Source organism: Pelagibacterium luteolum, from assembly GCF_900100665.1.
GTDB lineage: Bacteria > Pseudomonadota > Alphaproteobacteria > Rhizobiales > Devosiaceae > Pelagibacterium > Pelagibacterium luteolum.
Map to the genome: position 1 here is coordinate 96895 of NZ_FNCS01000009.1, position 25836 is coordinate 122730.

The following is a 25836-nucleotide window of genomic DNA, read 5'->3' on the forward strand; positions in this document are numbered from 1 at the left end:
CCGACAGACCCATCAAGGGAGGAGTATAGATTGCTGGCAAGCGATGGTTGGGATGGACGTCACATTTTTATCATGTTTCGCCGGGCGATGGGTGGAAACGGTAACATCGCTGCGAATTGATGGGTGGAAACGGGTACACTTCAGTCCAGCATTTCTCCGGCACCCACGAATCGACTGCGATCGAGCCCGTGTTTCTGCATCTTTTCATAGAGCGACTTGCGGGACAGCCCGAGCGACTCGTAGACCGGTTTGAGGCTGCCACCATGGGCTATCAGCGCGCGTTCGATGACGCTCCGCTCAAAATGAGCAACCTTGTCGGCAAGCCGCTCTGTATGCGCCGCGCCGAGATCGTCGACAGCGCTTTCCGCGAATGGCAGGCCTAGGTCGAGGATGTATCGATCTGCCGCATTGCGCAGTTCTCGGACGTTGCCGGGCCATTCGCGTTCGCCCAAAGCTGTGAGGATCGAAGGAGAGATGCTGACGGGATCGCGGCGATATCGCGACGCGGCTTCGCTGAGCAATTGCATAAAGAGTAGCGGAATGTCCTCTCGGCGATCCGACAGCGGGGGGATGTTCAGGGTGATGACATTGAGGCGATAAAGCAGGTCTGCGCGGAAGCGTCCGGCGGCGACATCGCGCTCTAGTGGGGTTTTCGAGGTTGCGAGAAACCGCACGTCGAGAGGCAGGGCGTCGTTGGATCCCAGTCGAGTGATGGTTCGATCCTGGATTACCCGGAGCAGCTTGCCCTGGACATCCAATGGCATGGAGCCGATTTCGTCGAGCAAAATGGTGCCGCCCTGGGCCAGCTCGAATTTGCCGAAGCGGGCGCGCATGGCCCCTGGAAAGGCCCCAATCTCATGGCCGAACAATTCGCTTTCGATAAGATTGGCGGGTAGGGCGGCACAATTTATCGCCACATAGGGCTTGTTGGCGCGCTGCGACAGATCGTGAAGCGCGCGCGCCGTCACCTCCTTGCCCGACCCAGTCTCGCCGATAATCAGCAAGTCCGTATCGGTCGGCCCGATCGTACGGATTTTGCGGCGAAGCTCGATCATCGGGTTGGAGCGGCCGAGGAGGCGCTGCTCGAGATCATCGCTTTGGCCCGCGGCCGCACGCAGCACCCGGTTTTCAAGAACCAGGCGACGATAGTCGAGTGCGCGTGCGGCAATTTCCGCCAATTGGCCGGTTACAAAAGGCTTTTCCAAGAAATCGTAGGCGCCCTCGCGCATGGCACGGACCGCCAATTGGACGTCGCCATGTCCGGTGACTAAGATCACCGGGATGTCGCGGTCGATCTCGTGAAGGCGGTTCATCAGCGTCAGCCCGTCCATTCCGGGCATGCGGATGTCGGTAATGACGATGCCTTTGAAGCCAAATCCGGCCAGATGCGTCGCGCGTTCCGCGCTGGCAAAATCGAGGACATCGAAGCCCGCCAGTTCCAGCCCTTGCGCTGTGGAATGGCGTAAATCGTCCTCGTCATCGACCAACAGGATCGTTTCTGCGCTCATGGAGTGGCTTCCAATATGCGGGAGGTCGTGCCGTCCGTCGTCGACGCTGTGGTTAGTTCGATCGTAAAGATCGCTCCCCCTTCAGGATGATTTTCGACGCGAAGTTCCCCGCCGAAATCCTTGATGATATTGTAGGAGATGGATAGTCCCAGACCGAGACCCTTGCCGACGCCTTTGGTGGAAAAGAACGGATCGAAAATGCGGTCGCCAAGGCCCGGCGTGATCCCGGGGCCGTGATCGCGGATCGTGATGGTGACGACGTCGCCATTCCGCCGCGCCGTCACCGCGATGCGGCGGTCGACGGTGCTTTCGACAGCATCGATCGCGTTTGAAAGGATGTTCACGAGCACTTGCTGAAGGCGGATCGGGCCGCCGACCACCGATAGAGGCGCGTTACCCAAATCGACAGTTAGCTGGATATCAGCGGATTTGAGGCGCCAATTGATGATCTCAAGCGTATCGTCGAGCACTTGATCAAGCGGAACGCTGGTGAGTTTCTGGTTGGGCTTGCGCGCGAAATTGCGCAGGTGGCGCGAAATTGCGCTCATCCGGTCGATGAGGCCGGAAATGCGGGACACATTGGTCTTGGCATCATCTACACGATCCCGCTCGATGAGGACCAATGCGTTTTCGGCATAATTTCGTGCAGCGGCCAGAGGCTGGTTGAACTCGTGCGAAAGGGCAGCGGACATCTGTCCGAGCGCTGCCAACTTGCCCGCCTGGACGAGATCAGACTGTGTCTTGCGCAGCATTTGCTCGGTGGCCCGGCGCTCGGTCACCTCTTCCTCGAGCCTGCGGTTGACACTGGCGAGTTCAGCGGTGCGCTCGTTGACGCGACGTTCGAGCAGTTCCTTGGCGTCGCGCTGCATTTCGAAGCGTTCGCGCAAACGCGCCCGTCGCTGGAAGATCGCGGCCACTCCTAGACTGATCATGGCGATAACCAGAAGGGCGATGGCAAGCGTCGTCAGGGCGTCGCGACGTGACGACGCTGTATCGAGAAGGACAGAGACGGTCCAGTCGGCTTCCGTCATATCCTCTGAGACAACAAGGTATTCGCTTTCGGCCCCAGGACCTGCGATCCGGTAGAGGTGGTGGGCGTCCGTTCGGCTTTCGGTAAGGGCGAGTTCGGCCAGTTGTGCATCCGCATAGCGACGTGTTTCAGCGGTGCGGGCCAGTCGCTCGCTGGTGAGCGGGAGCACCGAATGGTAAAGCCATTCGGGCTGACTCGTCATGAAGATGATGCCTTCGGGATCGGTAACGATGATGTTGAGATCGCCTGCGCCGCGCCAGGTTTCCTCTATCGAATCGATGTCGATCTTGACGGCCACAACGCCAAGGGTTTCGCCGCCGACCGTGACCGGAGCTCCGAAATAATATCCGCGCTTAAGGGACGTCGTGCCGAGGGCAAAAAATCGACCTTCGCCTCCGTCGATTGCCTCGAAGAAATAGGGGCGATACTGGAAATTCTCACCCACGAACGGTGTTTCGGTATCGTAATTGCTCGCGGCGATCGTCGTGCCCTGGGGGTCCATGACATAGATGTCGGAGGACGCGAACTGCGTGTTGATCTCCTTGAGATAGCGATTGACCTCATCGACCATCGTCTCATTCCGAGGGTCGGCCATCATGTCCTGAATTTCATCAAAGCCTGCGATAACCGACGGGAGGCTTTCGTAACGGGCCATGTGGCCACGCAGCACAGCGACCGAAAGGCGTAAGGTGTTGATGCCACGCGCTTCGGCCTCGTCGAAATAGAAGCGGTGGGCATAGTGGTTGCCCCAAAGGCCCACGATGCCCAACAGCGCCAACATCCCGAGCATGACGAGGCCCCAGCGGTTCCGTAGCGGGCCGCGTCTCAGTGCGCCAATGGACAATGCATTCGTCATGTTCGCATCATAATTATAGTCCCGGTTTGCGCGAAACCATTTCTTGCCTGAGGGTTTACCCCGAAGCTTGTTTGAAGACTTTAAAGGATTTCTCCATGGCTCGATTGCGCTCTACCGGCTGGATTGCCGCACTTTTCGCTTGCAGCGCGGCGGTGGTGCCAGCCATGGCGCAAAGCCCAGAGCCACCGATCTGGGTCGTCAGCGACGAGGATTCGACCGTTTATATGGTCGGGACGGTGCATGTTATGCGTGAGGGGATCGAATGGCAGAGCACCGCGGTCGCTGATGCCCTCGCGAAGGCAGACGAGGTTTGGCTGGAAATCCCTGATTTGACGCCGCCCGATAATCTCGGCGGTATGATCATGCGGCTCGGCATGGCGCCCGACCGGCCGCTTTCGTCACTTCTGGATAGTGATGAAATGGCGGACCTTGAAGCCATTCTGGAGGAGCATAATGTGCCTCTCGACGGTTTCGACTCCATGCGTCCTTGGTTCGCCTATCTTCAAATTACCGGGCTGATGCTGATGGAGGCAGGGTTCGACCCCGAAGATGGGATCGACGCGCAGATCAAGGCGCAGGCCGATGAGTTGGCTGTCCCCGTGCGCGGATTCGAGACGTTCGAGGAGCAGTTCGACATGCTGTCAGGGATGGACGAGGACGTGCAACTGGATGTCCTGCGCCAAACCATCGCCGAGTACGAAGAGGCAAAAGCCGACTTGAGTGTGCAGCTTGAGAGCTGGATTGACGGCGATCTGGAGTTGCTGGAGGCGGAGACTCTTGAGATCGCGAGGGACCTTGAGGCGTTCTATGAAATCCTGTTCGTTGAACGCAATATAGGATTCGTCAACGGCATCGAGGCGATCCTTGAAGGCGAGGGTACGACCCTAGTCGCCGTGGGATTGGGGCATTATGTCGGTCCCGATTCGATCCCGACCCTTCTCGAAGAGCGCGGATACACTGTCGAAAGGCGGTAGTTCCACCTTAACGCGTGATTTGGACGGCAATCTCGTCGACGATTTCTTCAACGCTCTTGGCCACATCAACCACAATACCGTCTTCGTCGTCCTCGAAATGCTCGAGCGTTGCAAATTGGCTGTCGAGGAGCTTGGGGGGCATGAAGTGGCCGGGTCGGTTGGCCTGCCGCTCTGCGATGACCGCTTTGTCTCCATGCAGCAGGACGAAAAGGATTTGTTCGCCAGCGCGACGAGTGAGGCAGTCGCGGTAAACGCGACGCAGCGCAGAGCATGCGCAGACCACACGTCCGCGCGTGTCGGCGGTGTTGCGCATGGCATCAGCGACGATTTCCAGCCATGGAAAGCGATCCTCGTCGGTGAGTGGCGTGCCGCCCCGCATCTTTTCCACATTGGAGCGGGGATGAAGATTGTCGGCATCGAGAAAGGGGATATCCAGCTTCTTTGCCAGGCGTTCGCCAATTGTGGATTTTCCGGCGCCCGAGACGCCCATGACGACAATCAGGCGGATATCCGCATGCGAATTGAGGGGGCGTTCTTGCATCAATCGTCCCAAATGTACTCGATTACATTTCGATAAGCCGTTGTCGCACGGACTAGGGAGCCGAGCAACGCCGAAGGGCGGGCACCTTGTTGCATATCCTTTTGCCGGGGCCCATCCCTAATCTCTGGCGAGTTGCGGGCAGCGATTATGCACGCTAGATGAAGATCACGTTTTTGACAGTTGAGAGGCATTGGCATGCAAGAGGCGGATATCGGGCTCATCGGGCTTGGCGTGATGGGCGAGAACCTGGCGCTCAATATCGCAGACAATGGCTACACGATCGCGGTCTATAATCGCACCGCTGACAAAGTAGACGCGTTCCTTGGCAATGCCGGTACGCTCAGCGACAAGGTGATGGGCAGCGGCGATCTCGCAACCTTCGTCAAAATGCTCAAGCGCCCGCGCTCAGTCATCGTTATGGTCAAGGCGGGCGAACCTGTCGATGCGGTGATCGCACAGCTCAAGCCGCTGCTCGAAGACGGCGATGTAATCATCGATGCCGGTAATGCAAACTACCACGATACTGTGCGCCGGTTCTCCGAACTCGACGGCACGGGCATCGGATTTTTGGGAATCGGTGTGTCGGGGGGTGAAGAGGGTGCTCGTCACGGGCCATCCATCATGGTCGGTGGCTCCGAGGCGCAGTGGCAAAATGCGGAGGCCGTGCTGACCGCCATTTCGGCCAAGTTCGATGGCGAAGCCTGCTGCGCCTATCTTGGAACAGGCGGCGCGGGACATTTCGTCAAGACGATCCATAACGGGATCGAATATGCCGACATGCAGATGATCGCCGAAATTTATGGTGTCATGCGCGATGGGCTCGGCATGAGCCCGGAAGAATGCGCCAAGGTTTTCGCCGATTGGAACAAGGGCCCGCTCGACAGCTATCTGATCGAAATCACCCATCATGTTCTTGCCGCACGCGACGTAGGCAGCGATCTGCCTCTGGTCGACGTGATCGTCGATGCGGCGGGACAGAAGGGTACTGGCCGCTGGTCGGCCATCGAGGCCCTAAATCTCGGAATTACGGCTACCACGATCGAGGGCGCCGTGGCAGCGCGGTCGATCTCTTCAATGAAGGAAGAGCGCAAGCGCGGCGAGGATCTTTACGGCGCAGGCATCAAGGGCAATGCGACTATATCGCTCGAGGCGTTAGAAAAGGCGCTGCTTGCGGGCAAGATCGCTGCCTATGCTCAGGGCTTTGCGGTCATGGCGAAGGCCTCCGAGGAGAATGGGTGGAATCTGCCGCTCGACACGATCGCCAAGATCTGGCGCGCAGGATGCATTATTCGCTCCCGGTTCCTCGACCAGATTTCCCAGTCGTTTGCCGGTGGGACGTCGTCAAATCTGCTGACGCAACCAGCGTTTGTCGATCTCATGAAGGATTGCAATGGTTCACTTCGCGCGGTGGTCGCGACCTGTGCGGTGAATGAATTGCCGGCGCCGTGTCTGTCGTCAGCGCTCGCTTATTTTGATGCTTATCGGCAGGCGCGGGGAACGACCAATCTAACGCAGGGGCAGCGCGACTTTTTCGGCGCGCATGGGTTCAAGCGGTTCGATCAGGATGGTGATTTCCATCATAAATGGCCGAGCTTGATCGGCAAATAAAACAAATGAGTAGGGCTGGAGCGATCCGGCCCTATTTTTTATCCGTCTGTTCTTGTGCGGTGGTCCGGGGGCTCTCGATGATCTCGTCATCGGGATTATCCTCGATCTCAGCCAGCGTTTCTTCTTCATCCGGCGCATTTACCGCCTGGCCGGTTGGCTGGGTATAGCGCGGCTTCTTGCGCGTTTCGTCGTACGGCTTGCTGCGAAGATCGAATTTAATAGCGGCGAAGATGAATAGGCCAATAGCGCCCAGCACCAGCATTCCAGCAGCAAAGAAAGGAGCTCCAGGAAAATGGATCGGCCGGAGCGGGCTGGTGGTGAAGAACGCAAACATCTGGGTTGCGGCAAGAGGCGCGATGATGGCGGTCAGGGAGTTGGACGCGTTTACCGCCCCCTGTAGCTCGCCCTGCTGATTGCTGCGGACGTTGTTGGCCAGAAGCCCAGTGAGCGCCGGCGCGGCGATACCGGAAAACGCGCCGATAACTAGAAATGTCCACAGACCCAATTCGGTGTGGATGAAGGACACCCCCGTGAACGCTACGACTGCCAGTGACAGGCCAATGATGACTGTCGGCGTAACGCCGATCGAGCGGGTAGAATAGCCAACGAGCAAGGCTTGGCTCAGCGCAAAAAGCACGCCGAATACGCCGAGTGACCGTCCGATCTGAGACGGGCTCCAGCCGAATTCCTCGATGGTGAAGAAGTTCCAGACGTTGGGATAGGTCTGACCCGCGAGCGAGAACAGGAAGAGCGAGCCCAAAAGCACGAAGATGACTGGCGAGTGGCGGAACGCGAGGATCGCCCCGACAGGGTTGGCACGCTTCCAGTTGAAGCGGCGGCGTCGAAACTTGGAAAGACTCTCAGGTAGGACGAAAAAGCCGAAGACGACGTTCGCTGCCGCAAGCACCGCCGCCAGATAAAATGGCGCGCGAGGACCGAACTCGCCTAACTCGCCGCCTATCACCGGCCCGACTATGAAGCCGAGGCCAAATGCGGCCCCGATCAGGCCAAAGCGCTGGGAGCGCTTTTCCTTGGGAGTGATATCCGCCACATACGCGGTCGCCGTTCCCATGGCTGCGCCACAGATGCCCGAAAGAACGCGCCCGACGAACAGCCAAGCGAGGGTGGGTGCCCATGCCATGATCAGGTAATCGATCGACAGGCCGACCAGGGAAAGGAGCAGGATCGGCCGTCGTCCCCATCGGTCCGACAAATTGCCCAGGATCGGGGAAAAGAAGAACTGCATCGAGGCGTAAACGAACACCAGATATCCGCCGATCACCGCAGCGTTGGTGACTGTTTCGCCGGAGAGGTCGAGAATGAGCTCGGGAAGAACGGGCAGGATGATGCCCAGCCCGACGATGTCCAAAAACACCGTGATCAGGATGAAGACGAGCGTCAGGCGCGACTGGGGATTAACTCGCATGGGACTCGTTTTCTAGTCAGAGCGCAGGGGTCAGTTGGCACATTGGTCGAGGTAAAGGCAAGGGCACTGCCAAGGTTCCCATTCACTTAGGACGACACGTGGGGATCATAGCCATAGACCCAATCAAGACGGCGGAAATGGTCGCGCGGCCCCGACGCCCGTATGACGAGGTCGCGGGCGAGCGATAGCGGCGCACGCATGTGGAATATGCGTCCATTGGCCCTTGAGACCTCCTGGACGCGGCCAACGCGAGGTTTTCGCAGCGCGGCGTAGCGCGTAAAGGCGTGCTCGGCATTTGGAGAAGCGGCAAGCAGTGGTGCGAGGACAGCAGCATCCTCGATCGCCATCGCCGCGCCCTGCGCCTGGAAGGGGAGCATGGCGTGCGCAGCATCACCGATGATTCCGACCGGTCCGCGTGACCATGTGTCCGTCATGACCTCCGAGAGCACCCAAGGCGTCCAGCCATCTCCGACCGCAGTCATCACGACTTCCAGTCGGCGATTGCCGCGCGTGTGGATTGTAGGTGCAACAAGGGGGGATGGGTTGGGGTCGGCCTGATGCGTAAAGAGCGCCAGGTTGACGGCGTTTCGCTGGGGCAGGGGATAAACGACAAGGTGATAATTGCTGTTCAGCAGTAGAGCCGTTCTGCGCAGATCGAACGTCTCGTCCAGCGCATGCGTCGGGACGAGCGCGCGCCATGCGATCTTGCCGGTATAGCGGGCGTCAGGACCGCCAAGGACCTGAGTGCGCACCGCGGATCGGACACCGTCGGCTCCAATCAGGGCGAAGGGGCGCGCTCGGCGTGGCATGTCTTCGGCGTCTGTAAAACGTACCTCCAACCGATCACCTTCGGTATCGATCGCGAGATCGTTCACTCCGAAAGCGATGTCGATATTGGCGAAGCGCTTTGCGGCGGCGAAAAGGGTTTCGACGAGGTCGGCTCTATGCATCACAGCATAGGGTGCCCCAAACCGCTCGGCGATTTCTTCACCTAGCGCCAAAGTCTGAAGGGGCTGGGCGCGAGTCCCGGGAAAGATGTCGATGCCGCTCGGTGAGAAGCTTCTGTCTTCAATTGAGTCGGCGAGACCGAGACGATCGAGAGGCTTTCGGGCGTTGGGGCTGATCTGCAGCCCGGCACCAAATTCACTCAAACTCGCGTTGCGCTCGATGACTAGAACTTGAAGGCCGAACTTCGCGAGCCCGAGCGCAAGCGTCAGTCCGGCGATGCCGGCCCCAACGATCGTGATTGCGCGGGGGGCACCCATAGGCGCGGCGCGCGACTAGGCGTGTTCGATGTGAAAGATCGCGCTCTGGGGATTGGCCGATCCGGCAGGCAGTGCCGGATCAAAGACAAAGAGCGTCGAGCAGTATGGGCAGACGACTTCCGTGTCGGACCCCATGTCGAGAAACACATGCGGATGATCGAACGGTGGCATGGCGCCAACACACTGGAACTCCTTGGCGCCGATCGAGATGCGCGCAAGGCCATCGGTATTGTGGAAGTGTGGAGTGAAATGCTGTGCCATCGAAGTCGCCGTCTGGATGGTGTCTGGAAAATCGCGCGGACCATACCGATTTGGCTTCGCAATGGCCAGTGCGATGTTGGCGTGCTGGAAGTGAGTTGTTAAGACGGGACAAATCCAGAGTCGAAAGAATCCCTTATGCCTAGTTTTCAATCCGAAGGTTTCACCTTGGCTTACGAGGTTTATGGCGAGGGGGCGCCGATCTTCGCAATACATGGTTTTGCGTCGAACGGGATCGTAAACTGGGTGGCGACGGGCTGGGTCGAGGCTTTAACCAGTGCCGGCTATCAGGTCGTGACGCTTGACAATCGCGGTCACGGCCAGTCGGAAAAGATATACGATCCGGCAGTGTACGGCGCGCCGGATATGGCGCGAGACGTGGCTAATCTGATCGACCATCTAGAGTTCGAGAAAGTCGCACTGCTGGGCTATTCCATGGGCGCGCGCATCAGCGCCTTCGTTTGCCTGCAAAACCCGGAAAAGGTCGCTTGTGCGATCTTTGGTGGTCTTGGTGCCAACATGCCGAAGCCGATGCTCGACAGTGAGCAGATCATCGAAGCACTCAATGCCGATGCACTCTCTCAGGTGACGCATCCGACCGGTCGGCAGTTTCGTATTTTCGCCGAACGCACCAAGAGCGACCTTAGGGCGCTTGCGGCGTGCATGGGCGGATCGCGAACGAAAATTGCCGTTGAAGATCTCAAGTCCATCGCCGTTCCGGTGCTTGTTGCGGTCGGCAGTGAGGACGAAGTGGCAGGACCAGCGCAGCCTCTGGCCGATCTGCTGCCGAAGGGGGAGGCGCTTGTCATAGAAAGGCGCGACCACATGCGCGCCACGGGCGACCCTCAATTTAGGCGCGGCGTGCTGGAATTTCTGAAACGCGTTTATCCCTCCTGAGGCAATTGTGAACCAATTTGCCACCTGACCCTTTGTTTGAGACAATGGGTTCGCCTATATGTGGCGTTCGCGCCAATCCGTCCCTTGGAGACGACCATGTCGAACAGCGTCAAGAAGCCCGGTAATCTGAAGTCCGTCGACCCGATCTGGGACGCGATGATGATTGACGCCGAGCGTATTTGCGCTGCTGAGCCATTTATGACCCAGCTCGCGATTTCGAGCGTGCTGAACCATGACGGGTTCGAGTCCGCTCTTGCGCACCGGCTGGCGGCGCGGCTTGATCACGCCGACGTGCCTTCTGATCTGATCCGGCAGGCTTTCGATGAGATGCTTCGCGCTACGCCCGAAATCGCGGCATCTGCCCGTGCGGACCTCGCGGCCACTCTCGAACGCGATCCTGCCTGCCATCGTGCGATAGAGCCGTTCCTGTTTTTCAAGGGCTATCAAGCTATCCAGACGCATCGGTTCGCCCATGCGTTGTGGCGCGCCGGGCGCAGAGATTTCGCCTATTATCTGCAGAGCCGATCGAGTCAGGTCTTCCAGGTGGACATTCACCCTGCTGCCCGGATCGGCAAAGGCATAATGCTCGATCACGCCACCGGGTTCGTTGTCGGCGAGACCGCGATGATCGGCGATCACGTCTCGATCTTGCATTCGGTGACCCTTGGCGGCACGGGCAAGGCCGATGAGGATCGCCATCCCAAGATCGGCAATGGCGTGTTGATCGGGGCAGGAGCGAAAATTCTGGGCAATATCCGCGTGGGCGATTGTTCACGCATCGCTGCGGGTTCGGTCGTGCTCAAGGAAGTGCCGGCGCGGACGACGGTCGCCGGCGTGCCAGCCAAAGTGGTGGGTGAGGCGGGATGCAACCAGCCCGCGACGGTCATGGACCAGATCGTCATGGTCGCGCGCGACTAGAGAAACGCTAGCGGAGCAGGACTGCGGGGAAAATTTATCCCCGGCATTGCCTTCTGTTCCGCGATGACTAAAGTCGCGCCGATCCTAAACCAAAACCATTTTGTTGCGTTGTCAGAGGCGGCGTCTCGCATTTCGCCTCGCGATTGAACGCATTGGAGATTTTTTGTGAAGCACGACGAAATCATCAAGATCCAGAAGTACCTGCAGCAGAAATTCGGTAATACCGCCATCGACGTTCGCCCACGTCCGAAGCAGGACGATTCGGTTGAACTCTATCTTGGCGACGAGTTTTTTGGGCTGATCTATGTCGACGAGGACGAAGGCGAGAAGTCCTATATGGTGCAGATCTCGATCCTCGATATCGACCTTGACGAAGTGAGCTGAGGGCTTCTGCCCTTGCTTTGCCCTACAGCCGCAGCATGGCCAAGGCGTTTTCAACCGTTTCGTCGAAGCTTCGCCAATTGCCCAATGCTGATGGCTCGAAGGTCACTATGGCCGTGTTGCGATCGCTCAACGACAGGACACGCATGCAAGTCCGAGTGCCAATACGGTCGTTGACCGGCCTCATGCATTTGGCGACGAACGGGCCGGCACTGAGCGGGTCGTACCAGACCGTCTCCCCTTGGGTTCCGGCGTCGATCTCCAGAGGCTTTCCAACAAGGCCGATCGGCCCGGAAAGCTGAGTGTCGGCGAACTGGTGCAAATAGACGCTGTCGAGTAGAGCAGCGCTCGTTCGCACACGGCCGCGCGGCATCAGCGTAATATCGACTTCACTCAATCCGTTTTCAGAGATCGGTAGTGCCAGCGTCAGGTCGAGACGCTCGGCAAAGCCGTCGCGTCGCTGTGCCGGGTCTCCTATCAGGCTGGCGGGAATGGCGTAGCGTTGTGCCCCGATGGTGACGCTGTGACGTTCCACTAAGGCAGGTACACCTGGATCGCTCGTCGCAGCGCTGAAATATCCTCGCAGACCATAAGCTAGTCCGAGCCCGGCAAGCGCGGCGATTAGCATTATCACAGCAAGCGTGTAGAGCACCGATCTCAGAGGAATGTCGGCGCGCTGATTTTCCGCGATGGAGGTCGGGTTGCTCAAATTAACCATAGGTATCTGGAGGCAGTGACAAGGATTTTGGCACCGATTATGTTTAATAAAGCGTAAACGCGTGTCCGGGAGTTTCTTGTGACCCAGTTCATCCTGGCCCTGTTTCTGATCGGTATCGGATTGAGTGTCGCCGGGACGGGCACTCATCTCTACCAACAGCTTGCCCGTAAAGTTGCAGCGTTTAGTCTGCAGGGGCAGACTGCGCTAGAGAGCCTGATCAATGTGGTTGTCGTCGTGATATGCGGCCCGTACATGATGTTGCGCATGGGCTGGCAATCGGGCAGTGCCGGTCGTCCTGCCACCGTCGACGTACTGCTCGCCTCAACCATTGCCTTTGGCTGGAGCTTTGTCACGGGATTGATGATCGTCGGCACCTATGTCGCGATGCTGCGCGCGGTTGCGTAGATCAAGCCGAAAAAAAAGACCGGCGCTCCGCTTGGAGGCCGGCCTAAGTACACTCCTGTCGGGGAGTGGGTAGTGAGGTCTAGTACGCTGCAGTCGCCGTAACGACGTTGTCGCGACCGTCGAGGATATCGACCCACTGGCCAGCATGGGCCTGGGACTGGCGCTTGAGGAATGTGTAGGGTGTGTCGGTCCAGATCTTGATCAGGCCTTCTTGATTGTCGAGAACGAGATCGCCGCGGTCAGTGCGGACCATCAGGACGGCATGTCCTTCGCCATTGGGTTGCATCACGACCGAGATCAGAAGGTTGGCCGGTGACCAGCCGCGCTCGATCAGCGCGGCGCGCTTTGCGAGCGAGATGTCTTCGCAATCGCCATAACCAGATGTCGGCAGTGTCCAGAACTCGGGGACACCGTAAAGGTCCTGGTCGCTCATGGCCGTGATGGTGGTGTTGTAGTGGTTGTTGACGTCCTGAAGCTCGGCCCATAAGGCGTCGGTCAGCGACACTGGCGCGGTGGGCGCCATGGGCTGGCAGTCATAGGGACGGCGTTCGCAGAACTCGGCATGCCCCACTGGAATGGACGTCAGGTCCATCGTCGTGGCGTAGGCCGGATGCAGGCTGGCGACGTCCTGAGCGGCAACCGGCGCGGCGGCTGCGAAGGATACGGTGAGGGCTAAAAGGCCCGAGATAAGGATCGATTTGTTTTTCATTATCGTGATCTCCCCGACAGAGATCACGATAGAGGTCGGCGATTTCGCTGATCCGAAAACTACAACGCAGTTTTTATGCGTGTTTTATCGGCTTGTTTTACGGCGCGTTAGCCATGATTTCTAGCGTCGCGCATAGAAGGCATTACCGCCAGCAACCAGAACGTAGTGCATGTTGCGGTATGGGAACGTCAAACCGGCGGTATGAAAATACATTGCATCCTGCACGCCATGATGACGTTCGCCCCTCAGGGCGCGCTGAGCCATCGCCGACGCCAGTTGGACGCTGCGCGGCTCGGTCATCTGACGGGTGAGAACGCCGGACGCAAACTGGTTACGCTGGCCGACAACGCCACAAACATCATTGGGAAACTGGGGTGAGTTGACGCGGTTCATCACTACCGTGCCCACGGCCAGCATGCCATCCGGGCTCGAGCGGTTGGATTCGAAGTACATGACGCGGGTCATGCATTCATGAGCCGAGTTGGCACTGAAGAGCCCGCCGAAAAGCGAGGTGCACCCGGACAGGGTAGTGAGGGCGGTAAGGCTGACGGCCAAAGCCGCTACCTTTTTTCTGATACGCATTACAACTACCATCCAGAGTACGCGGCTGGCTGCGCGGTCCGACCCCGCCCCCAGCGGCCGTTCATCGCGCGACTGTCAGGACAATACCGGTGAGCGGGTTAAGGATCGGTTCACTACGAAAATTTCCCGATCGTTGATCAGTATTCGCAGTACCGGCAATTCGTGGGACGACCTAGGCAGACCAGACGGGCCGCAGTTGACGGGTCAGCACTGCGGGATAGCCGAAAGCGATCAATTGATCCGGAGGTTTTGCTGCACGACGGTGAGCATTTCCTGCACGGAGGCAAATTCCACGGCGATGCCGTCAGAAAAGTGCCTGATGACGCGGGCGCGCATGCGGCCGAGAGTGATTGGCGTGCCGAGCGCCGGGCGTACGTCGATCTCGACGGCGGCGCCTGAGAGCGAGATGTCCGTAATCTTGCAATTGTAGCGTCGGCCGTCTTCGAGCAGGATCGAGGAGTGGCGGATGTCGGGAACGACGCGTTCGTGCCGACGGTCTTCAGGCAGGTTCAGAAGATCGCGGTTGGCAAGCCAGGTAAGCTGGGCGGCGAGTTTCTCGCGCTTGCGCGAAGACGCCACCAAATCCATGCGAAAGCCGCCGTCAAACGTTTCGAGAATCGTGCCTTCGACGCGACCGAGGTGATCGAGATATCCGATAACCTTTTCGCCCACCCGACCCGAGACCGGTGCGATGACTACAGCATCCCCAGGGGACATCTCGATGACTTGGCAGGGAAACTCGCGGCGATCAGCGAGCATATAGCGTCCGAGGATCGAAACGCGAACGCGCTGGAAGCGGCCTTCGTTGTCGTCACGAAGCGCCGCAGCAGCCATCACATTCGTCATAGAATCCTGGATGAGCATCGCCCGCGCCCGCCTCCGCCACCGTCTTTTGTCACCATCTTATGTGGTCTAGCGTTAACGGACGGTAATGGAGGCATCCTGGCTTTAGCGCGAATGCAGTCTTCAGGCTTTGCCGCCATCGATGACGGAGAGATGCGCATAGCGCCGGGCAGACACGCCGCTGACGCTCGATGGCATCGGAGTGTGGATGTCATTTACGGCGGCAGCGATGTCGTTACCCATCGCACTGGCATAGCCTTGCGGCGAGGCGGTATCGCGGTCGTCGGGCCATATCAATCGAAGGCCCGTGATGCGCTGACCGATGACGGGGTGAATACCTAACCAATAGGGGGTGTCGAGTGCGGAGAGGCTGCCCATCATCCGCGAGGTTGTCACGCCATTGTGGCGGAGCGGGAACAGCGCGAGTTCAAAGCTTAGTTTTTCGCCGCGTTCTGTCTGGCCTTCAAAGCTCACCAGCGCCACGGCGTGATCTTCGGTGACTGCGCGCATAAGCGTTTCGAGCGCGTCGTGATCGCGGGTCGCCCAAAGCGTCGAGAACGAGCGGGACTTGAGTTCCCGGCAATAGGTCGCACATATGTGCGAACCGGCGAGACGAAAATTGAAATCGAAACCGTCGTCGGATTCAAGAATGAATGTATGGGCCAGGGCGTCGCGAATCCGGGTAGGGTCGATGTCGCGTCGTTCGGGAGTCGAGCGGGCACCGCGAATTTCGTTCCAGTAGGAGTAGAGCGTCTTGGTGCTGCGCTGTTGCATTTGGCCTAATTCGTCCTCAGTGGGCAGATGTGGAGACGAGACGACTCCGGGCGGTACAACGTCAGAGTGCCAAATTCGCTGCCTGAAATCGCTCTTAAACAAGTATTAAGGTTAATTTCCGCACGCTTGGTGTGGATAAGGCTGGAACCCTCAGCCAAGCCGTTGTGACGCAAAGGTTTTTTGTATGAATGAGATTGCGCCGCAAGGGCAGAGGAAGGCCCGGGAGCCGATCTTCAACGTGCCTGCGACCGTCGCCGTACTGGTCGGGTTAATGTGGGCCGTTCAGGTCGCTGCCGATCTGGCCCTGGACGACTACGGCCTGGGTGCACTCAGGATATGGTTCGGGTTCATCCCTGATCGATTCGTGGCGCCAGAGCAGTGGCCGGGCGGGATGCTTCCCCTGATCTGGAGCGGGTTCACGCACGCTTTTCTGCACGTCGATTATATGCACCTGATCTTCAACACGGCGTGGCTGGCAATTTTTGGGACGCCAGTAGGCCGCCGATACGGCGCGACGGGTGTGCTCACAGTTTTTCTGCTCGGGGCGTTGGCTGGAGCGTTGGTTCAGGCCGCCGTCATTGTTTTCGTCGTTAACCAGTTTGCGGTGTTAATTGGTGCATCGGGCGGTGTCGCGGCGCTGACCGGAGCGGCGATGCGGTTCATTTTCGAGCCTGTGGTCGTCCGCCGCGATGAGTTTACCGGTGAAATCGTTCCAGTCGGCCGGCGCACGGCGACTCTTACAGGTGTATTCGCAAACCCACGGAGCAGGGCCTTCATAATATTCTGGATGGGCCTCAACGTTCTCATCGGATTTTCGCCGATGATCACGGGCACTAACATTGCGATCGCGTGGGAAGCCCATATCGGCGGCTTCGTCGCTGGCCTGCTGTTACCGTCGCTCTTCGACGCCATGGCGCGCGGCCGTCAGCGCCCGTAAACATCGGCCGGATCGAAAAGGCGCTCAGAGCCGCTATCGGCGAGAACGGTCTGTCCATCCACCGTTTCCACCTTGCGATAAAAGCAGGATTTTCGCCCTGTGTGGCAGGCAGCGCCATGTCCGGTCTGGTTGACGATGAGCAGGAGCGCATCCTGGTCGCAATCTGCGCGGATTTCGACCACCTCTTGCAACTCGCCTGAGGATTCGCCCTTTTTCCAAAGCTTGGCGCGTGAACGCGACCAGTAGGTCGCATAGCCGGACCGAAGCGTCTCGGCGATGGCATCAGCGTTCATGTGCGCAACCATAAGGACATCACCGCTGGACGCCTCCTGGGTGACAACGGCAACGAGCCCGTTGGCGTCGAACTTGGGAGCAAAAATCGCGCCCGATTCGATATCGGCGTTGTTGAGTGTCTTCGGGTCGGTAAATTGGGTCATGGCGCGGTCTTTAAACCAAGGCCGCGCCGAGGCAAAGGCACTTACCGCCCGGCGCGGATGAGGGCGAAAAAGCGGTCCTGCTCCTGGCGGTCTTCGGCCAGAACGCCTGTGAACCGATGCGTGATCGTAGATGAGCCATGTTTGCGCACTCCGCGCATGGACATGCACATGTGCTCTGCTTCGAGCATCACGGCTGCACCGCGCGGGTTGATGGCCTCGTTGATCGCCTCGATGATCTGAGCTGTGAGGTTTTCCTGCGTCTGCAGGCGCTTGGCAAAGACGTCGGTTACACGGGCGAGCTTTGACAATCCCACGACGCCATCATGGGGCAGATAGGCTATATGTGCCTTACCCACGAATGGCACCATGTGGTGCTCGCAGTGAGAATTGAACGGAATATCGCGGACCAGCACGATATCGTCATAGCCACCGACTTCAGAAAAAGTCGTTTCCAGAATCTTGGCTGCGTCTTCGTCATAGCCGGAATAAAATTCGCGATACGAATCCACAACACGGCGCGGCGTGTCGATCAATCCCTCGCGGTTGGGATTGTCTCCCGCCCAGGCGATCAGCGTGCGGACCGCCGCTTCCGCTTCTTCGCGCGACGGGCGTTGGATCACGCGTTCGAGTGCGGTCTGTGCGACAGGCTTGGGTTTGACGTTCATGTCCATTCGATTATCCCCGGACTGCGGCTTGCTAGGCGCCGAATGCATCCTTTACGCCGCAGGGTCGTCGCTGGACCAATAAGATTTTGCAGCCCGGCGCGTGGCTCCTTATATAGGCCAGAGGCGCCATTGGACAAGAAACCAGATGGCGCGATTTGATGAACACTGGGTTCAATGACCCAAGAAGCTGCGCAAATATGGAATTTTCCGACCTTTACAGCTCTCGCATCCTCGAAATTGCCGGGGCCGCCCGCCAGATGCCACGCCTCGAGGCGCCGCACGGTACCGCGCGAAAGGTGTCCCGCGTGTGTGGATCGGCGGTCGAAGTCGACCTGAAGCTCGAGGGCGGCAAGGTTGTGGCGTATGGCGCCGATGTGAACGCATGCGCGCTTGGCCAGACGAGCGCCGCAATCGTTGCCGAGCAAATTGTCGGATCGACGCCGGTCGAGTTGCGTCGCGTGCGTGAAGCTATGGTCGCGATGCTCAAGTCGGATGGCAAGCCACCAGACGGGCGTTGGGATGACCTCAAATATCTTGAACCTGTTCGGGCGTTTCCTGCCCGCCATGCTTCCACATTGTTGGTGTTTGAGGCGATCAATGAAGCGCTCGAGAGGGCCGGAGTGTGATGGACCGTGTCTGGGCGGCGATCGACTGGCCCTTTAAATGGACCGCCTTTCTGCTCATCCAGACGTATCGTTATACGCTGTCGGCCTTTATGGGCCGAAACTGCCGCCACGCGCCGTCCTGTTCCGAGTTCACCCGAGATGCGATCTTGAGGCATGGGTTTTGGCCCGGCGGTTGGATGGGGGCAGGGCGCGTGTGGCGTTGCCGTCCACGCGGCACGCACGGGTATGACCCTGTTCCCGACGTTGTTCCCGCCGCGGCGCGGTGGTACCTGCCATGGCGCTACGGGCGCTGGAGCGGCAAGTAAGGGCTGGAATCGCAACCCAATCGTGCTAATCAACCCGCCTTGCGCGTGCTGTCGCGTGCAATCAACACATGAATTTATGGAGATATCCGATGATTAAGGTGACGTTCCCCGACGGTGCAGTGCGTGAATTCGCTCTCGGCACCACCGGGACCACCATCGTCGAAGGCATCTCCAAGTCGCTAGCCAAGAAAACCGTCGCTATGCGCTGGAACGGCGAGCTTGCCGATCTGTCCGACGTCCTCGATGCTGATGGCAAGATCGAGTTCGTGCTGCGCGATGATCCGGCGGCGCTCGAATTGATCCGTCACGACGCGGCCCACGTTCTGGCCGAGGCGGTTCAGGAACTCTGGCCCGATACCCAGGTCACGATAGGTCCCGTGATCGAGAACGGGTTCTTCTACGACTTCTACCGTGCCGAGCCGTTTTCGGAGGACGATCTGCGCGTCATCGAAAAGAAGATGGAAGAGATCGTTGATCGCGGCGCCGAGTTCACCAAGGAAGTCTGGGATCGCGAGGAAGCCAAGAAGGCCTTTTCCGCCAAGGGCGAACAGTTCAAGGTCGAACTGATCGACGCTATCCCCGACGATCAGCAGCTCAAGATCTACAAGCAGGGTCAGTGGTTCGATCTCTGCCGCGGCCCGCACATGCGCTCGACCAAGGATGTCGGCAAGGCCTTCAAGCTGACCAAGGTTGCCGGCGCATATTGGCGCGGGGACTCCAATCGTGAAGTCCTGAGTCGGATCTACGGAACCGCTTGGGCCGGTAAAGATCAGCTCGACGCGCATCTTCACATGATCGAAGAGGCCGAAAAACGCGATCACCGCAAGATCGGGCAGGAGATGGATTTGTACCATTTCCAGCACGAGGCGCAGGGGTCGGTGTTCTGGCACCCTAAGGGCTTCGTCATGTACAACCAGATGGAGGCCTATATCCGCCGCCGTCTAAACGCATCCGGCTACAAGGAAATCAAGACGCCGCAGCTTCTCGACAACAAGCTTTGGGAGAAGTCCGGCCATTGGCAGAAATTCCGCGATGGCATGTTTGTTGTGCCTGACGAAATTCCGTCGATGGAAGAAGGCAAGCCCATCGTATCGATGGATGCCAATCTTCTGGCACTCAAGCCAATGAACTGCCCGGCGCACGTGCAGGTCTTCAACCAGGGGATCAAGTCTTACCGCGATCTACCCCTGCGGCTTGCCGAATTTGGCTGTTGTCATCGTAATGAGGCCCATGGCGCGCTCCATGGCCTGATGCGGGTGCGGCAGATGACGCAGGACGATGCCCACATCTTCTGCCGGATCGACCAGATTCAGGCAGAGACTGAAAAGTTCTGCGCGCTGCTCGACTCTGTTTACGAGGACATGGGCTTTACCGAAGTCCGCATCCTGCTTGCGACACGTCCTGAAACGCGCGCCGGTGACGATTCGGTGTGGGACCTGGCTGAAAAGAGCCTTGGCGATGCGCTTTCGGCCACAGGTCGGAAGTTCGAAATCGCAGAAGGCGAGGGGGCTTTCTATGGTCCCAAGCTCGAATTCCACCTTAAGGACGCCATCGGTCGCTCTTGGCAGTGCGGTACACTGCAGCTTGATTTCGTGATGCCCGAACGTCTGGATGCGTCTTATGTCGCTGAAGATGGTTCGCGCCAGCGCCCCGTGATGCTGCACCGCGCGATCCTGGGATCGCTGGAACGGTTCCTGGGCATGATGATCGAAAGTTATGCCGGTCGCATGCCGCTTTGGCTGGCGCCCGTGCAGGTCGTCGTGGCCACGATCGTTTCTGACGCCGATGATTACGCACAGGAGGTTGTTGCAGACTTGCGGGCAAAGGGTATCCGTGCCGAAGTCGATACACGCAACGAGTCCATCAACTACAAGGTACGCGAGCACTCGGTCGGTCGCGTGCCCTTTATCTTCGTCGCCGGACGGCGCGAGGCGGAGGAGAAGACGGTCTCGATCCGCCAGCTTGGCAGTCAGGGGCAGACGGTCAAGCCTGTCGATGAGGCCATCGGCGAGTTGGTCCGCGACGTGACCCCGCCCGATCTCAAGCGCAAGGCGGCTTAGACACGAAAACCCCCGGACGTGTGTTCGGGGGTTTTTGCTTTATCAGAACGCCGAGGTCAGGATTTCCACCTGACGGGGAGCGCCCGCGGTGACTTCGAATTCCCGGTTATAGACATTGTCGCCGAGCTTTGCCAAAGCCAGATAGTCGCCTTCGGCGAGCACGGTTGCCGGGAACGCGCCGATATCGCTGAAGATCGTTTCGCCTTGCGGTGTCTGGATGGTCCATTCCACGTCGGCAATCGCTTCCCCGCCTTCTTCCGAGACGAGTCGAAGCGCAACCTGCGCAGCACGATGAAAAAGCGTTGCCTCGGTCATCTGGCCAGGCTCGACTCGGAGTTCCGAGCGCACGACAGCGTTGATGGGGCCGAAACGCGATACGATAGAATAGATGCCGGCGTTCAGGTGGATCAACTCGCCCGCCACGAGATTCTCGGCAACGGTGACGCGGCCATCAGGACCTTGCGAATAGACGTCGAACCGTACGAGGTCGGGCGGGATTGGCACATCGCCTGTTACCATTGCGTTGAGATTGAGCCCGCCGACTTCGAAGACGATGGTGTGGGTATTGGGGCCAGGCTCAACGAACAAGGTGTCGCTGACCTGGGCGCGCCCGTAAGCGACATGCATCACATATTCGCCTGGCGGTAGGCTCAGCGTGGCTGTTGATTCCTCGGATTTGGCGACGAGAGCAAGTTCGCCCGTCTCGTCGACCTCCGTGTCGAAGACGCGCCAGACGAGACCGTCTGGGATAAAGGGGCCGTCATCCGAAAGGCGCGCCGAAAGCGTAACCGGCTGAGGGTCTGTGATATGCGAAAAATCTGGCCGGACATCTGGGCCGATTTCCTGATCGATCACCCCGTCATCGTCGAGGCCGACAGCGTTTTCGCCCGTGCCACCGAACTCTTCCGGGCGCGGCGGGGGAACAGGAGAAACCAGATCTTCGTCAATTTCCTGCGCTAAAGCATTGGCGCCCGATAGCGCCAAAATACTCACAACGAAAAGGGTACGCAGCCGCATCAACACACCGTTTGCCGAACCGCTCCTTGGAGAACGCGCGATTCCTAATCTTGGAATAGGGAAATCCTGTGTCATAAGGAGCCCTATTGAGCAAGCCGAAGGGCTTGCGTCCGCAAGCTGCAATGGAGCCTTTCGTCCACAATGCCCGCCAATGAAGCTCTTCGAGACTATCTTCTGACACGTCGTACGGTGACCGCACCGTTTCTAGCCGAGCCCGGCCCTAGTCCAGACCAACTCCAGGAGATGCTCACGATCGCATGTCGGGTACCGGATCATGGTAAATTGGCACCTTGGCGGTTCCTGATTTATGATGGCGACGCGCGAGTACGTGTCGGAGATAAGCTGCATAACCTCGCCGCACGCAAATGGCCGGATCGAAACGCCGAACAGCTTGACGCCGAGCGAAGACAATTTCTGCCTGCACCGCTGACAGTCGGCGTCATCTCCACCGCAGCGCCGCATTTCAAAATTCCCGAACTTGAGCAATTGATGGCGGCGGGAAATGCCTGTTTTAATCTCTGTCACGCGGCAAACGCCTTGGGTTTCGGTGCCCAATGGGTGACTCGATGGTTCGCCTTCGAACCCGAGGCTGCTCAGATGCTAGGGGCTAGACCCGGCGAACAATTTGTCGGTTTCGTCCACATCGGAACGCCACAAACACAGCTGGAAGATCGTGAACGGCCGGATCCAAAGGCTCTGACCACGCGGTGGGATGGTTAACCAGGGGTTAACCTCGTTAGGATTTTATTTGCCCAACCTTGTCGAGTCGCAGCAGAGTCCATGGTTTCGCCTGTTTCGAATATTCCCCAGCCCATTGCTTATGCTCTCGACAGGGCAGGGACGCGCAATGGCGTGGATTTCGATTATCTGCTGCAAACCGCGATCCGTGAGAGCAGCCTAAACCCGTCAGCAAAGGCGCCGACATCATCGGCAACGGGCCTGTTTCAATTCATCGAGAGCACGTGGCTCGAAGTGATGAAGGACGAGGGGCCACGCCTCGGATACCAGGACTTTGCTGACCAGATACAGGCGAATGGTGGCGAGTTCTTCGTCTCCGATCCTGCGACACGCCAGCAGATTCTCGATTTGCGGTTTAACCCCGAGGTCTCTGCCGACCTTGCAGCCGCGTTCACGCGCAACAATGGCGATTATCTCTACGGAAAATTCGGGCGCATGCCGAGCGCAGGCGAGCTTTATATTGCCCATTTCTTGGGTAGTCGTGGCGCTGAACGATTCTTCGAGCTCGGCCTGCAGGATCCCAACGCCAACGCGGCCGCCGCATTTCCGCGACCCGCAGCCGCCAACCCCACAATCTTTTATGACGATGGGCGCCCGCGCACCGTTCGAGAAGTGTATCAGGTTCTCGTGGCACGCCATGGCGGCGGGCCCTCCAATGCAGCATTTGCTGCGCAACAGATGGCGTCTCAGCCGCCCATGCCTTCGCGATATGAGGTCGACACGGGGCCGGTCATTCCGCCCGGCGTATCGTTTACGTCGCTCTTTTCAACGCAGGCTACTCCCGAAAGCCGCCCAGTGGTGGAAACCGGCAACGCCGTTCCCGGCCGTGCCTTGTTCAGCGATATTTATTCGGGCGAGTAACAGCCACCAGCCTATGGTGAACCAATCCTTAAACCTTGATCGCTAGGTTTTGGACACTGGTTCTGGGGATGCGTAATGGTTGCTTATCAGCGGTATGTGGAACTGTCGTCTTCCGGCGATAGCGAGGAGCGCGGTCAGGCGGCGCATCTGGCCGCAATCGCCTATCTTGGCCACCGCGGTCCAGCCGACGAACACGCCGCACTGTATGCCGCGCTGATGAATTTCCTCGACGATCCATCGGTCAAGGTTCGTGCGGCTCTGGCCTATGGCCTTCTCCATTCCGACCATGCTCCCCGTCCGCTGATGTTGGCGCTGGCCCAGGATGCGCCTGTCATATCGCGGGCCGTGGTGCAATTCTCTCCGATGCTGCTCGATGCGGACCTCATGGGCATTATTCGCTCGGGCGATCCCGATATGCTGGCCGTCATCACCGCGCGTCCGGCACTCAGCCAGCGTGTCGCTCTGGCGCTGACGCGACTGGGCAATCCCGACCTCTGCATCCGTGTTTTGGGACGCGCAGATATCGAGCTTCCCGACGATGATTTGATGATGATGGCCGAGACGTGGGGTGAAGACCCCAAGGTGCGTGGTGCGCTGTTCAATCGCAAGGATTTGCCGGGACAGGCGAGACTCTATCTCGTTGAGTGCGTACGCAACGCGCTTTCAGGTCTGCGTATCGTCAAGGGCGCCATCCAGCCGCGTCGTCTTGACCGCATGATGCGCGATGCATGTGACAGTGCCGCGACGTCGATCGGTGAACGCGAGGCGGGAAGGGGGCAGCGCGGTTTTGTTGCTACTCTCGCCGACAATGACAAGATCACGGCACGGCTGATGCTGCATGCGCTTGTGCACGGTCGTGTCCTGTTTTTCGCCGATGCGTTGGCACATCTGTCGCAAACGCCTAGGCGCAAGGTTTTCACGATGCTCGATGGCGGGAGCCGCGCTGCGCTTCACGCTCTGTTCGCACGCTGCGGCTTTACGCCTGCGGTGCGCAATCTTCTGGCGCGAATGGTGTCGCACGCGCGACGCGCGGACCTCGCCGACGATGTGGCCGCTCGCTACTTCGTTGTGTCGCTGTTGATCGAGGAGTTGATCGCCGAGCATGACGGCAGCATCCCGCCGACACTCGACGAAGCCTTTGCGTATCTCAATGAACAAAACATTGCGTTGGCGCGCCTTGCTGCACGGGGCGTGATGCCCGCGTTTGCAGACGAGGCGCCCGATCTGGCAATGCTGCCCGATCACACGCCCAAGCTGGCGCTGCCGGCCGCCTAGGGCATTTTGGGTTAGTTTCAGCCAACCTAATATCGAAACTGTTCGACCAGCACCCGGTCGTCGAGCCCATGGCCAGGATCGAACAGCAGCGTGACGGCGTGCCTGCGGTCTTCATGCACCTCGACCTCAATGACCCCATCGAATTCGACGTTGTCAGCCACGGCGCTCACTGGTCGCTTTGCGCTTTCCAAGGTGCGAAACGCGATACTTGCCCGGTTGGAGATTATGGCGCCACGCCAGCGCCTGGGGCGGAACGGAGAGATTGGGGTCAGGGCCAGAAGCGGCGCCGTGATCGGTAGGATCGGCCCGTGCGCCGAAAGATTATACGCTGTTGATCCAGCAGGGGTCGCAACGATCACACCGTCACAGATCAGTTCGTCGAGCCGCAATTCTCCGTCGATGCGGATTTCGATCTTCGCTGCCTGATATGACGAGCGATAGAGCGAGACTTCGTTCAGCGCCAGAGCCTCCGAGACGCGCCCATTGGCATCGGTCACGCGCATTTTGAGCGGATGGATGGTCGTGGGCAAAGCGGCGCGCAGGCGGACGTCGAGTGCGTCGGGCCGAAACTCGTTCATAAGAAACCCGACGGATCCAAAGTTCATGCCATAAACCGGGATGCCGTGATCCATGACCTTGTGCAGCGTTTCGAGCATAAGCCCGTCACCGCCAAGCGCTACGATAATGGATGCGGTGTCTAGGCCGGCGTTGCCATGCTTGGCTATCAGCGCCTCACGCGCCTCCTGCGCATCGGGTGTATCCGAAGCGATGAACGCCACCCTGCCATCGGTATATAGTGCCAAGGCCGCCTCTCCCGCGATGAACCACGCTCGCCAGCGCGTTTAGCACGCATGGGTGGGGCAGGCTAGCGGCGGCGCAACGCTCTGGCAAACATAGGCAGACGCCAGGCAAGCCATGGCAGTGCGACCAGATTTCCCAGAAACGGCAGAGCAATAATCACACCGAGCCGCGCGCGCATGTCAGGCTCTACGAACCAGACGATCACCCCGAAGGCCAGAAAGCCGATATAGAGGTCAACTAATGACACTGCACCCCAAGGGTCCGCAGAAACGGCAGCAAAGCTCTCGAAAATATCGGCTCGAAGTGCGGCCGAAACGATCATCGCTGCGAAGGCGACAGCGGCAACAATCAGAGCAACACGAATAAGGGTCATGAGTTACCTCCTGACCCTTCAACGCGCTAGGACCTGTGGCAGATCACG

At 58.9% G+C, this 25836-nt stretch carries 28 protein-coding genes and 1 pseudogene; 13 read left to right on the forward strand and 16 right to left on the reverse strand.

Annotated features, from left to right (window positions below; translation table 11 throughout):
* Positions 1-140 precede the first annotated feature (140 nt).
* Together BLR31_RS14255 and BLR31_RS14260 are read right to left on the reverse strand one after the other, a co-directional pair.
* Positions 141-1508, reverse strand: a complete 1368-nt coding sequence (locus BLR31_RS14255) for a sigma-54-dependent transcriptional regulator (RefSeq protein WP_090597366.1) — start codon at positions 1506-1508, stop codon at positions 141-143.
* Positions 1505-3394 carry a sensor histidine kinase gene (locus tag BLR31_RS14260; protein WP_090597367.1) on the reverse strand — a complete coding sequence of 630 codons (1890 nt, stop codon included), beginning with the start codon at positions 3392-3394 and terminating at the stop codon, positions 1505-1507. Before BLR31_RS14260 ends, BLR31_RS14255 begins: the two co-directional genes overlap by 4 nt.
* A 95-nt stretch (positions 3395-3489) precedes the next feature.
* Here BLR31_RS14260 and BLR31_RS14265 point away from each other — a divergent pair, with 95 nt between their 5' ends.
* A complete protein-coding gene (locus BLR31_RS14265) occupies positions 3490-4368 on the forward strand; it encodes a TraB/GumN family protein (RefSeq protein ID WP_176762679.1) in 879 nt (292 codons plus the stop codon).
* Positions 4369-4375: 7 nt separating this feature from the next.
* Here the strand turns inward: BLR31_RS14265 and BLR31_RS14270 are convergent, their stop codons facing one another.
* Positions 4376-4909, reverse strand: coding sequence for a gluconokinase (locus BLR31_RS14270; RefSeq protein ID WP_090597368.1), 534 nt, complete (start codon positions 4907-4909; stop codon positions 4376-4378).
* A gap of 195 nt (positions 4910-5104) precedes the next feature.
* Here BLR31_RS14270 and gndA point away from each other — a divergent pair, with 195 nt between their 5' ends.
* Entirely contained in the window at positions 5105-6517 is a 1413-nt protein-coding gene (gene gndA, locus BLR31_RS14275; RefSeq protein WP_090597369.1) for an NADP-dependent phosphogluconate dehydrogenase, read from the forward strand.
* 31 nt (positions 6518-6548) lie between these two features.
* Here gndA and BLR31_RS14280 read toward each other — a convergent pair whose 3' ends face one another.
* The 3 genes from BLR31_RS14280 to BLR31_RS14290 all read right to left on the reverse strand — a co-directional run bounded on the left by BLR31_RS14280 (position 6549) and on the right by BLR31_RS14290 (position 9469).
* Positions 6549-7943: a TCR/Tet family MFS transporter gene (locus BLR31_RS14280; protein WP_090597370.1), complete on the reverse strand. Its 1395-nt coding sequence runs from the start codon at positions 7941-7943 to the stop codon at positions 6549-6551.
* A gap of 86 nt (positions 7944-8029) precedes the next feature.
* On the reverse strand, positions 8030-9208 hold the full coding sequence (locus tag BLR31_RS14285) for an FAD-dependent oxidoreductase (RefSeq protein ID WP_090597371.1): 1179 nt from the start codon (positions 9206-9208) through the stop codon (positions 8030-8032).
* A 15-nt stretch (positions 9209-9223) separates the two neighbouring features.
* On the reverse strand, positions 9224-9469 hold the full coding sequence (locus BLR31_RS14290; protein WP_090597372.1) for a zinc-finger domain-containing protein: 246 nt from the start codon (positions 9467-9469) through the stop codon (positions 9224-9226).
* A gap of 135 nt (positions 9470-9604) precedes the next feature.
* Here BLR31_RS14290 and BLR31_RS14295 point away from each other — a divergent pair, with 135 nt between their 5' ends.
* From BLR31_RS14295 to BLR31_RS14305, 3 genes are all read left to right on the forward strand, one after another.
* Positions 9605-10363 (forward strand): alpha/beta fold hydrolase, encoded by a 759-nt coding sequence (locus BLR31_RS14295; protein WP_090597373.1) that lies wholly within the window; start codon positions 9605-9607, stop codon positions 10361-10363.
* Positions 10364-10459: 96 nt separating this feature from the next.
* The gene (cysE, locus tag BLR31_RS14300; protein ID WP_090597436.1) at positions 10460-11281 is read left to right on the forward strand and encodes a serine O-acetyltransferase; all 822 of its coding nucleotides are present in this window, start codon (positions 10460-10462) and stop codon (positions 11279-11281) included.
* Between the two features lie 165 nt (positions 11282-11446).
* Complete coding sequence (locus tag BLR31_RS14305) at positions 11447-11665, forward strand: DUF3126 family protein (protein ID WP_090597374.1); 219 nt, start codon at positions 11447-11449, stop codon at positions 11663-11665.
* Positions 11666-11687: 22 nt separating this feature from the next.
* Here BLR31_RS14305 and BLR31_RS14310 read toward each other — a convergent pair whose 3' ends face one another.
* The gene (locus tag BLR31_RS14310) at positions 11688-12380 is read right to left on the reverse strand and encodes a hypothetical protein (protein ID WP_090597375.1); all 693 of its coding nucleotides are present in this window, start codon (positions 12378-12380) and stop codon (positions 11688-11690) included.
* Between the two features lie 78 nt (positions 12381-12458).
* Between BLR31_RS14310 and BLR31_RS14315 the strand changes: the two genes are divergently transcribed.
* The gene (locus BLR31_RS14315) at positions 12459-12785 is read left to right on the forward strand and encodes a DUF6949 family protein (protein WP_090597376.1); all 327 of its coding nucleotides are present in this window, start codon (positions 12459-12461) and stop codon (positions 12783-12785) included.
* Positions 12786-12864: 79 nt separating this feature from the next.
* On the opposite strand, the gene BLR31_RS14320 is transcribed toward BLR31_RS14315, so the two are convergent.
* The 4 genes and pseudogenes from BLR31_RS14320 to BLR31_RS14335 form a co-directional block, all read right to left on the reverse strand.
* Positions 12865-13494 carry a transglutaminase-like cysteine peptidase gene (locus BLR31_RS14320; RefSeq protein WP_090597377.1) on the reverse strand — a complete coding sequence of 210 codons (630 nt, stop codon included), beginning with the start codon at positions 13492-13494 and terminating at the stop codon, positions 12865-12867.
* 123 nt (positions 13495-13617) lie between these two features.
* A pseudogene (locus BLR31_RS14325) lies at positions 13618-14019 on the reverse strand (cell wall hydrolase); the annotation flags it as partial.
* Between the two features lie 288 nt (positions 14020-14307).
* Positions 14308-14922: a PilZ domain-containing protein gene (locus BLR31_RS14330; RefSeq protein WP_090597437.1), complete on the reverse strand. Its 615-nt coding sequence runs from the start codon at positions 14920-14922 to the stop codon at positions 14308-14310.
* Between the two features lie 120 nt (positions 14923-15042).
* Positions 15043-15693 carry a PAS domain-containing protein gene (locus BLR31_RS14335; RefSeq protein WP_090597379.1) on the reverse strand — a complete coding sequence of 217 codons (651 nt, stop codon included), beginning with the start codon at positions 15691-15693 and terminating at the stop codon, positions 15043-15045.
* Positions 15694-15877: 184 nt separating this feature from the next.
* On the opposite strand from BLR31_RS14335, the gene BLR31_RS14340 reads away from it, so the two are divergent.
* Positions 15878-16630 (forward strand): rhomboid family intramembrane serine protease, encoded by a 753-nt coding sequence (locus BLR31_RS14340; RefSeq protein ID WP_090597380.1) that lies wholly within the window; start codon positions 15878-15880, stop codon positions 16628-16630.
* On the opposite strand, the gene hisI is transcribed toward BLR31_RS14340, so the two are convergent.
* Together hisI and folE are read right to left on the reverse strand one after the other, a co-directional pair.
* Positions 16618-17067, reverse strand: a complete 450-nt coding sequence (gene hisI, locus BLR31_RS14345; RefSeq protein ID WP_090597381.1) for a phosphoribosyl-AMP cyclohydrolase — start codon at positions 17065-17067, stop codon at positions 16618-16620. The two genes, BLR31_RS14340 and hisI, sit on opposite strands and share 13 nt — an antisense overlap.
* Positions 17068-17108: 41 nt before the next feature.
* The gene (gene folE / locus BLR31_RS14350) at positions 17109-17738 is read right to left on the reverse strand and encodes a GTP cyclohydrolase I FolE (RefSeq protein ID WP_090597382.1); all 630 of its coding nucleotides are present in this window, start codon (positions 17736-17738) and stop codon (positions 17109-17111) included.
* Between the two features lie 191 nt (positions 17739-17929).
* Here folE and BLR31_RS14355 point away from each other — a divergent pair, with 191 nt between their 5' ends.
* The 3 genes from BLR31_RS14355 to thrS all read left to right on the forward strand — a co-directional run bounded on the left by BLR31_RS14355 (position 17930) and on the right by thrS (position 20723).
* Positions 17930-18358, forward strand: coding sequence for an iron-sulfur cluster assembly scaffold protein (locus BLR31_RS14355; RefSeq protein ID WP_090597438.1), 429 nt, complete (start codon positions 17930-17932; stop codon positions 18356-18358).
* Positions 18359-18447: 89 nt separating this feature from the next.
* Positions 18448-18663, forward strand: coding sequence for a membrane protein insertion efficiency factor YidD (gene yidD / locus BLR31_RS14360; protein WP_342027598.1), 216 nt, complete (start codon positions 18448-18450; stop codon positions 18661-18663).
* 89 nt (positions 18664-18752) lie between these two features.
* Entirely contained in the window at positions 18753-20723 is a 1971-nt protein-coding gene (gene thrS / locus BLR31_RS14365; RefSeq protein WP_090597383.1) for a threonine--tRNA ligase, read from the forward strand.
* 42 nt (positions 20724-20765) lie between these two features.
* Here thrS and BLR31_RS14370 read toward each other — a convergent pair whose 3' ends face one another.
* Positions 20766-21740 (reverse strand): hypothetical protein, encoded by a 975-nt coding sequence (locus tag BLR31_RS14370; RefSeq protein WP_090597384.1) that lies wholly within the window; start codon positions 21738-21740, stop codon positions 20766-20768.
* 141 nt (positions 21741-21881) lie between these two features.
* On the opposite strand from BLR31_RS14370, the gene BLR31_RS14375 reads away from it, so the two are divergent.
* From BLR31_RS14375 to BLR31_RS14385, 3 genes are all read left to right on the forward strand, one after another.
* A complete protein-coding gene (locus BLR31_RS14375; RefSeq protein WP_090597385.1) occupies positions 21882-22460 on the forward strand; it encodes a nitroreductase family protein in 579 nt (192 codons plus the stop codon).
* Between the two features lie 60 nt (positions 22461-22520).
* A complete protein-coding gene (locus BLR31_RS14380; RefSeq protein ID WP_090597386.1) occupies positions 22521-23339 on the forward strand; it encodes a transglycosylase SLT domain-containing protein in 819 nt (272 codons plus the stop codon).
* A gap of 75 nt (positions 23340-23414) precedes the next feature.
* Positions 23415-24614 carry a DUF2336 domain-containing protein gene (locus BLR31_RS14385; RefSeq protein ID WP_090597387.1) on the forward strand — a complete coding sequence of 400 codons (1200 nt, stop codon included), beginning with the start codon at positions 23415-23417 and terminating at the stop codon, positions 24612-24614.
* Positions 24615-24640: 26 nt separating this feature from the next.
* Here BLR31_RS14385 and BLR31_RS14390 read toward each other — a convergent pair whose 3' ends face one another.
* Entirely contained in the window at positions 24641-25417 is a 777-nt protein-coding gene (locus BLR31_RS14390; RefSeq protein WP_090597388.1) for an NAD kinase, read from the reverse strand.
* A gap of 62 nt (positions 25418-25479) precedes the next feature.
* A complete protein-coding gene (locus tag BLR31_RS14395; protein ID WP_090597389.1) occupies positions 25480-25788 on the reverse strand; it encodes a hypothetical protein in 309 nt (102 codons plus the stop codon).
* Positions 25789-25836 lie beyond the last annotated feature (48 nt).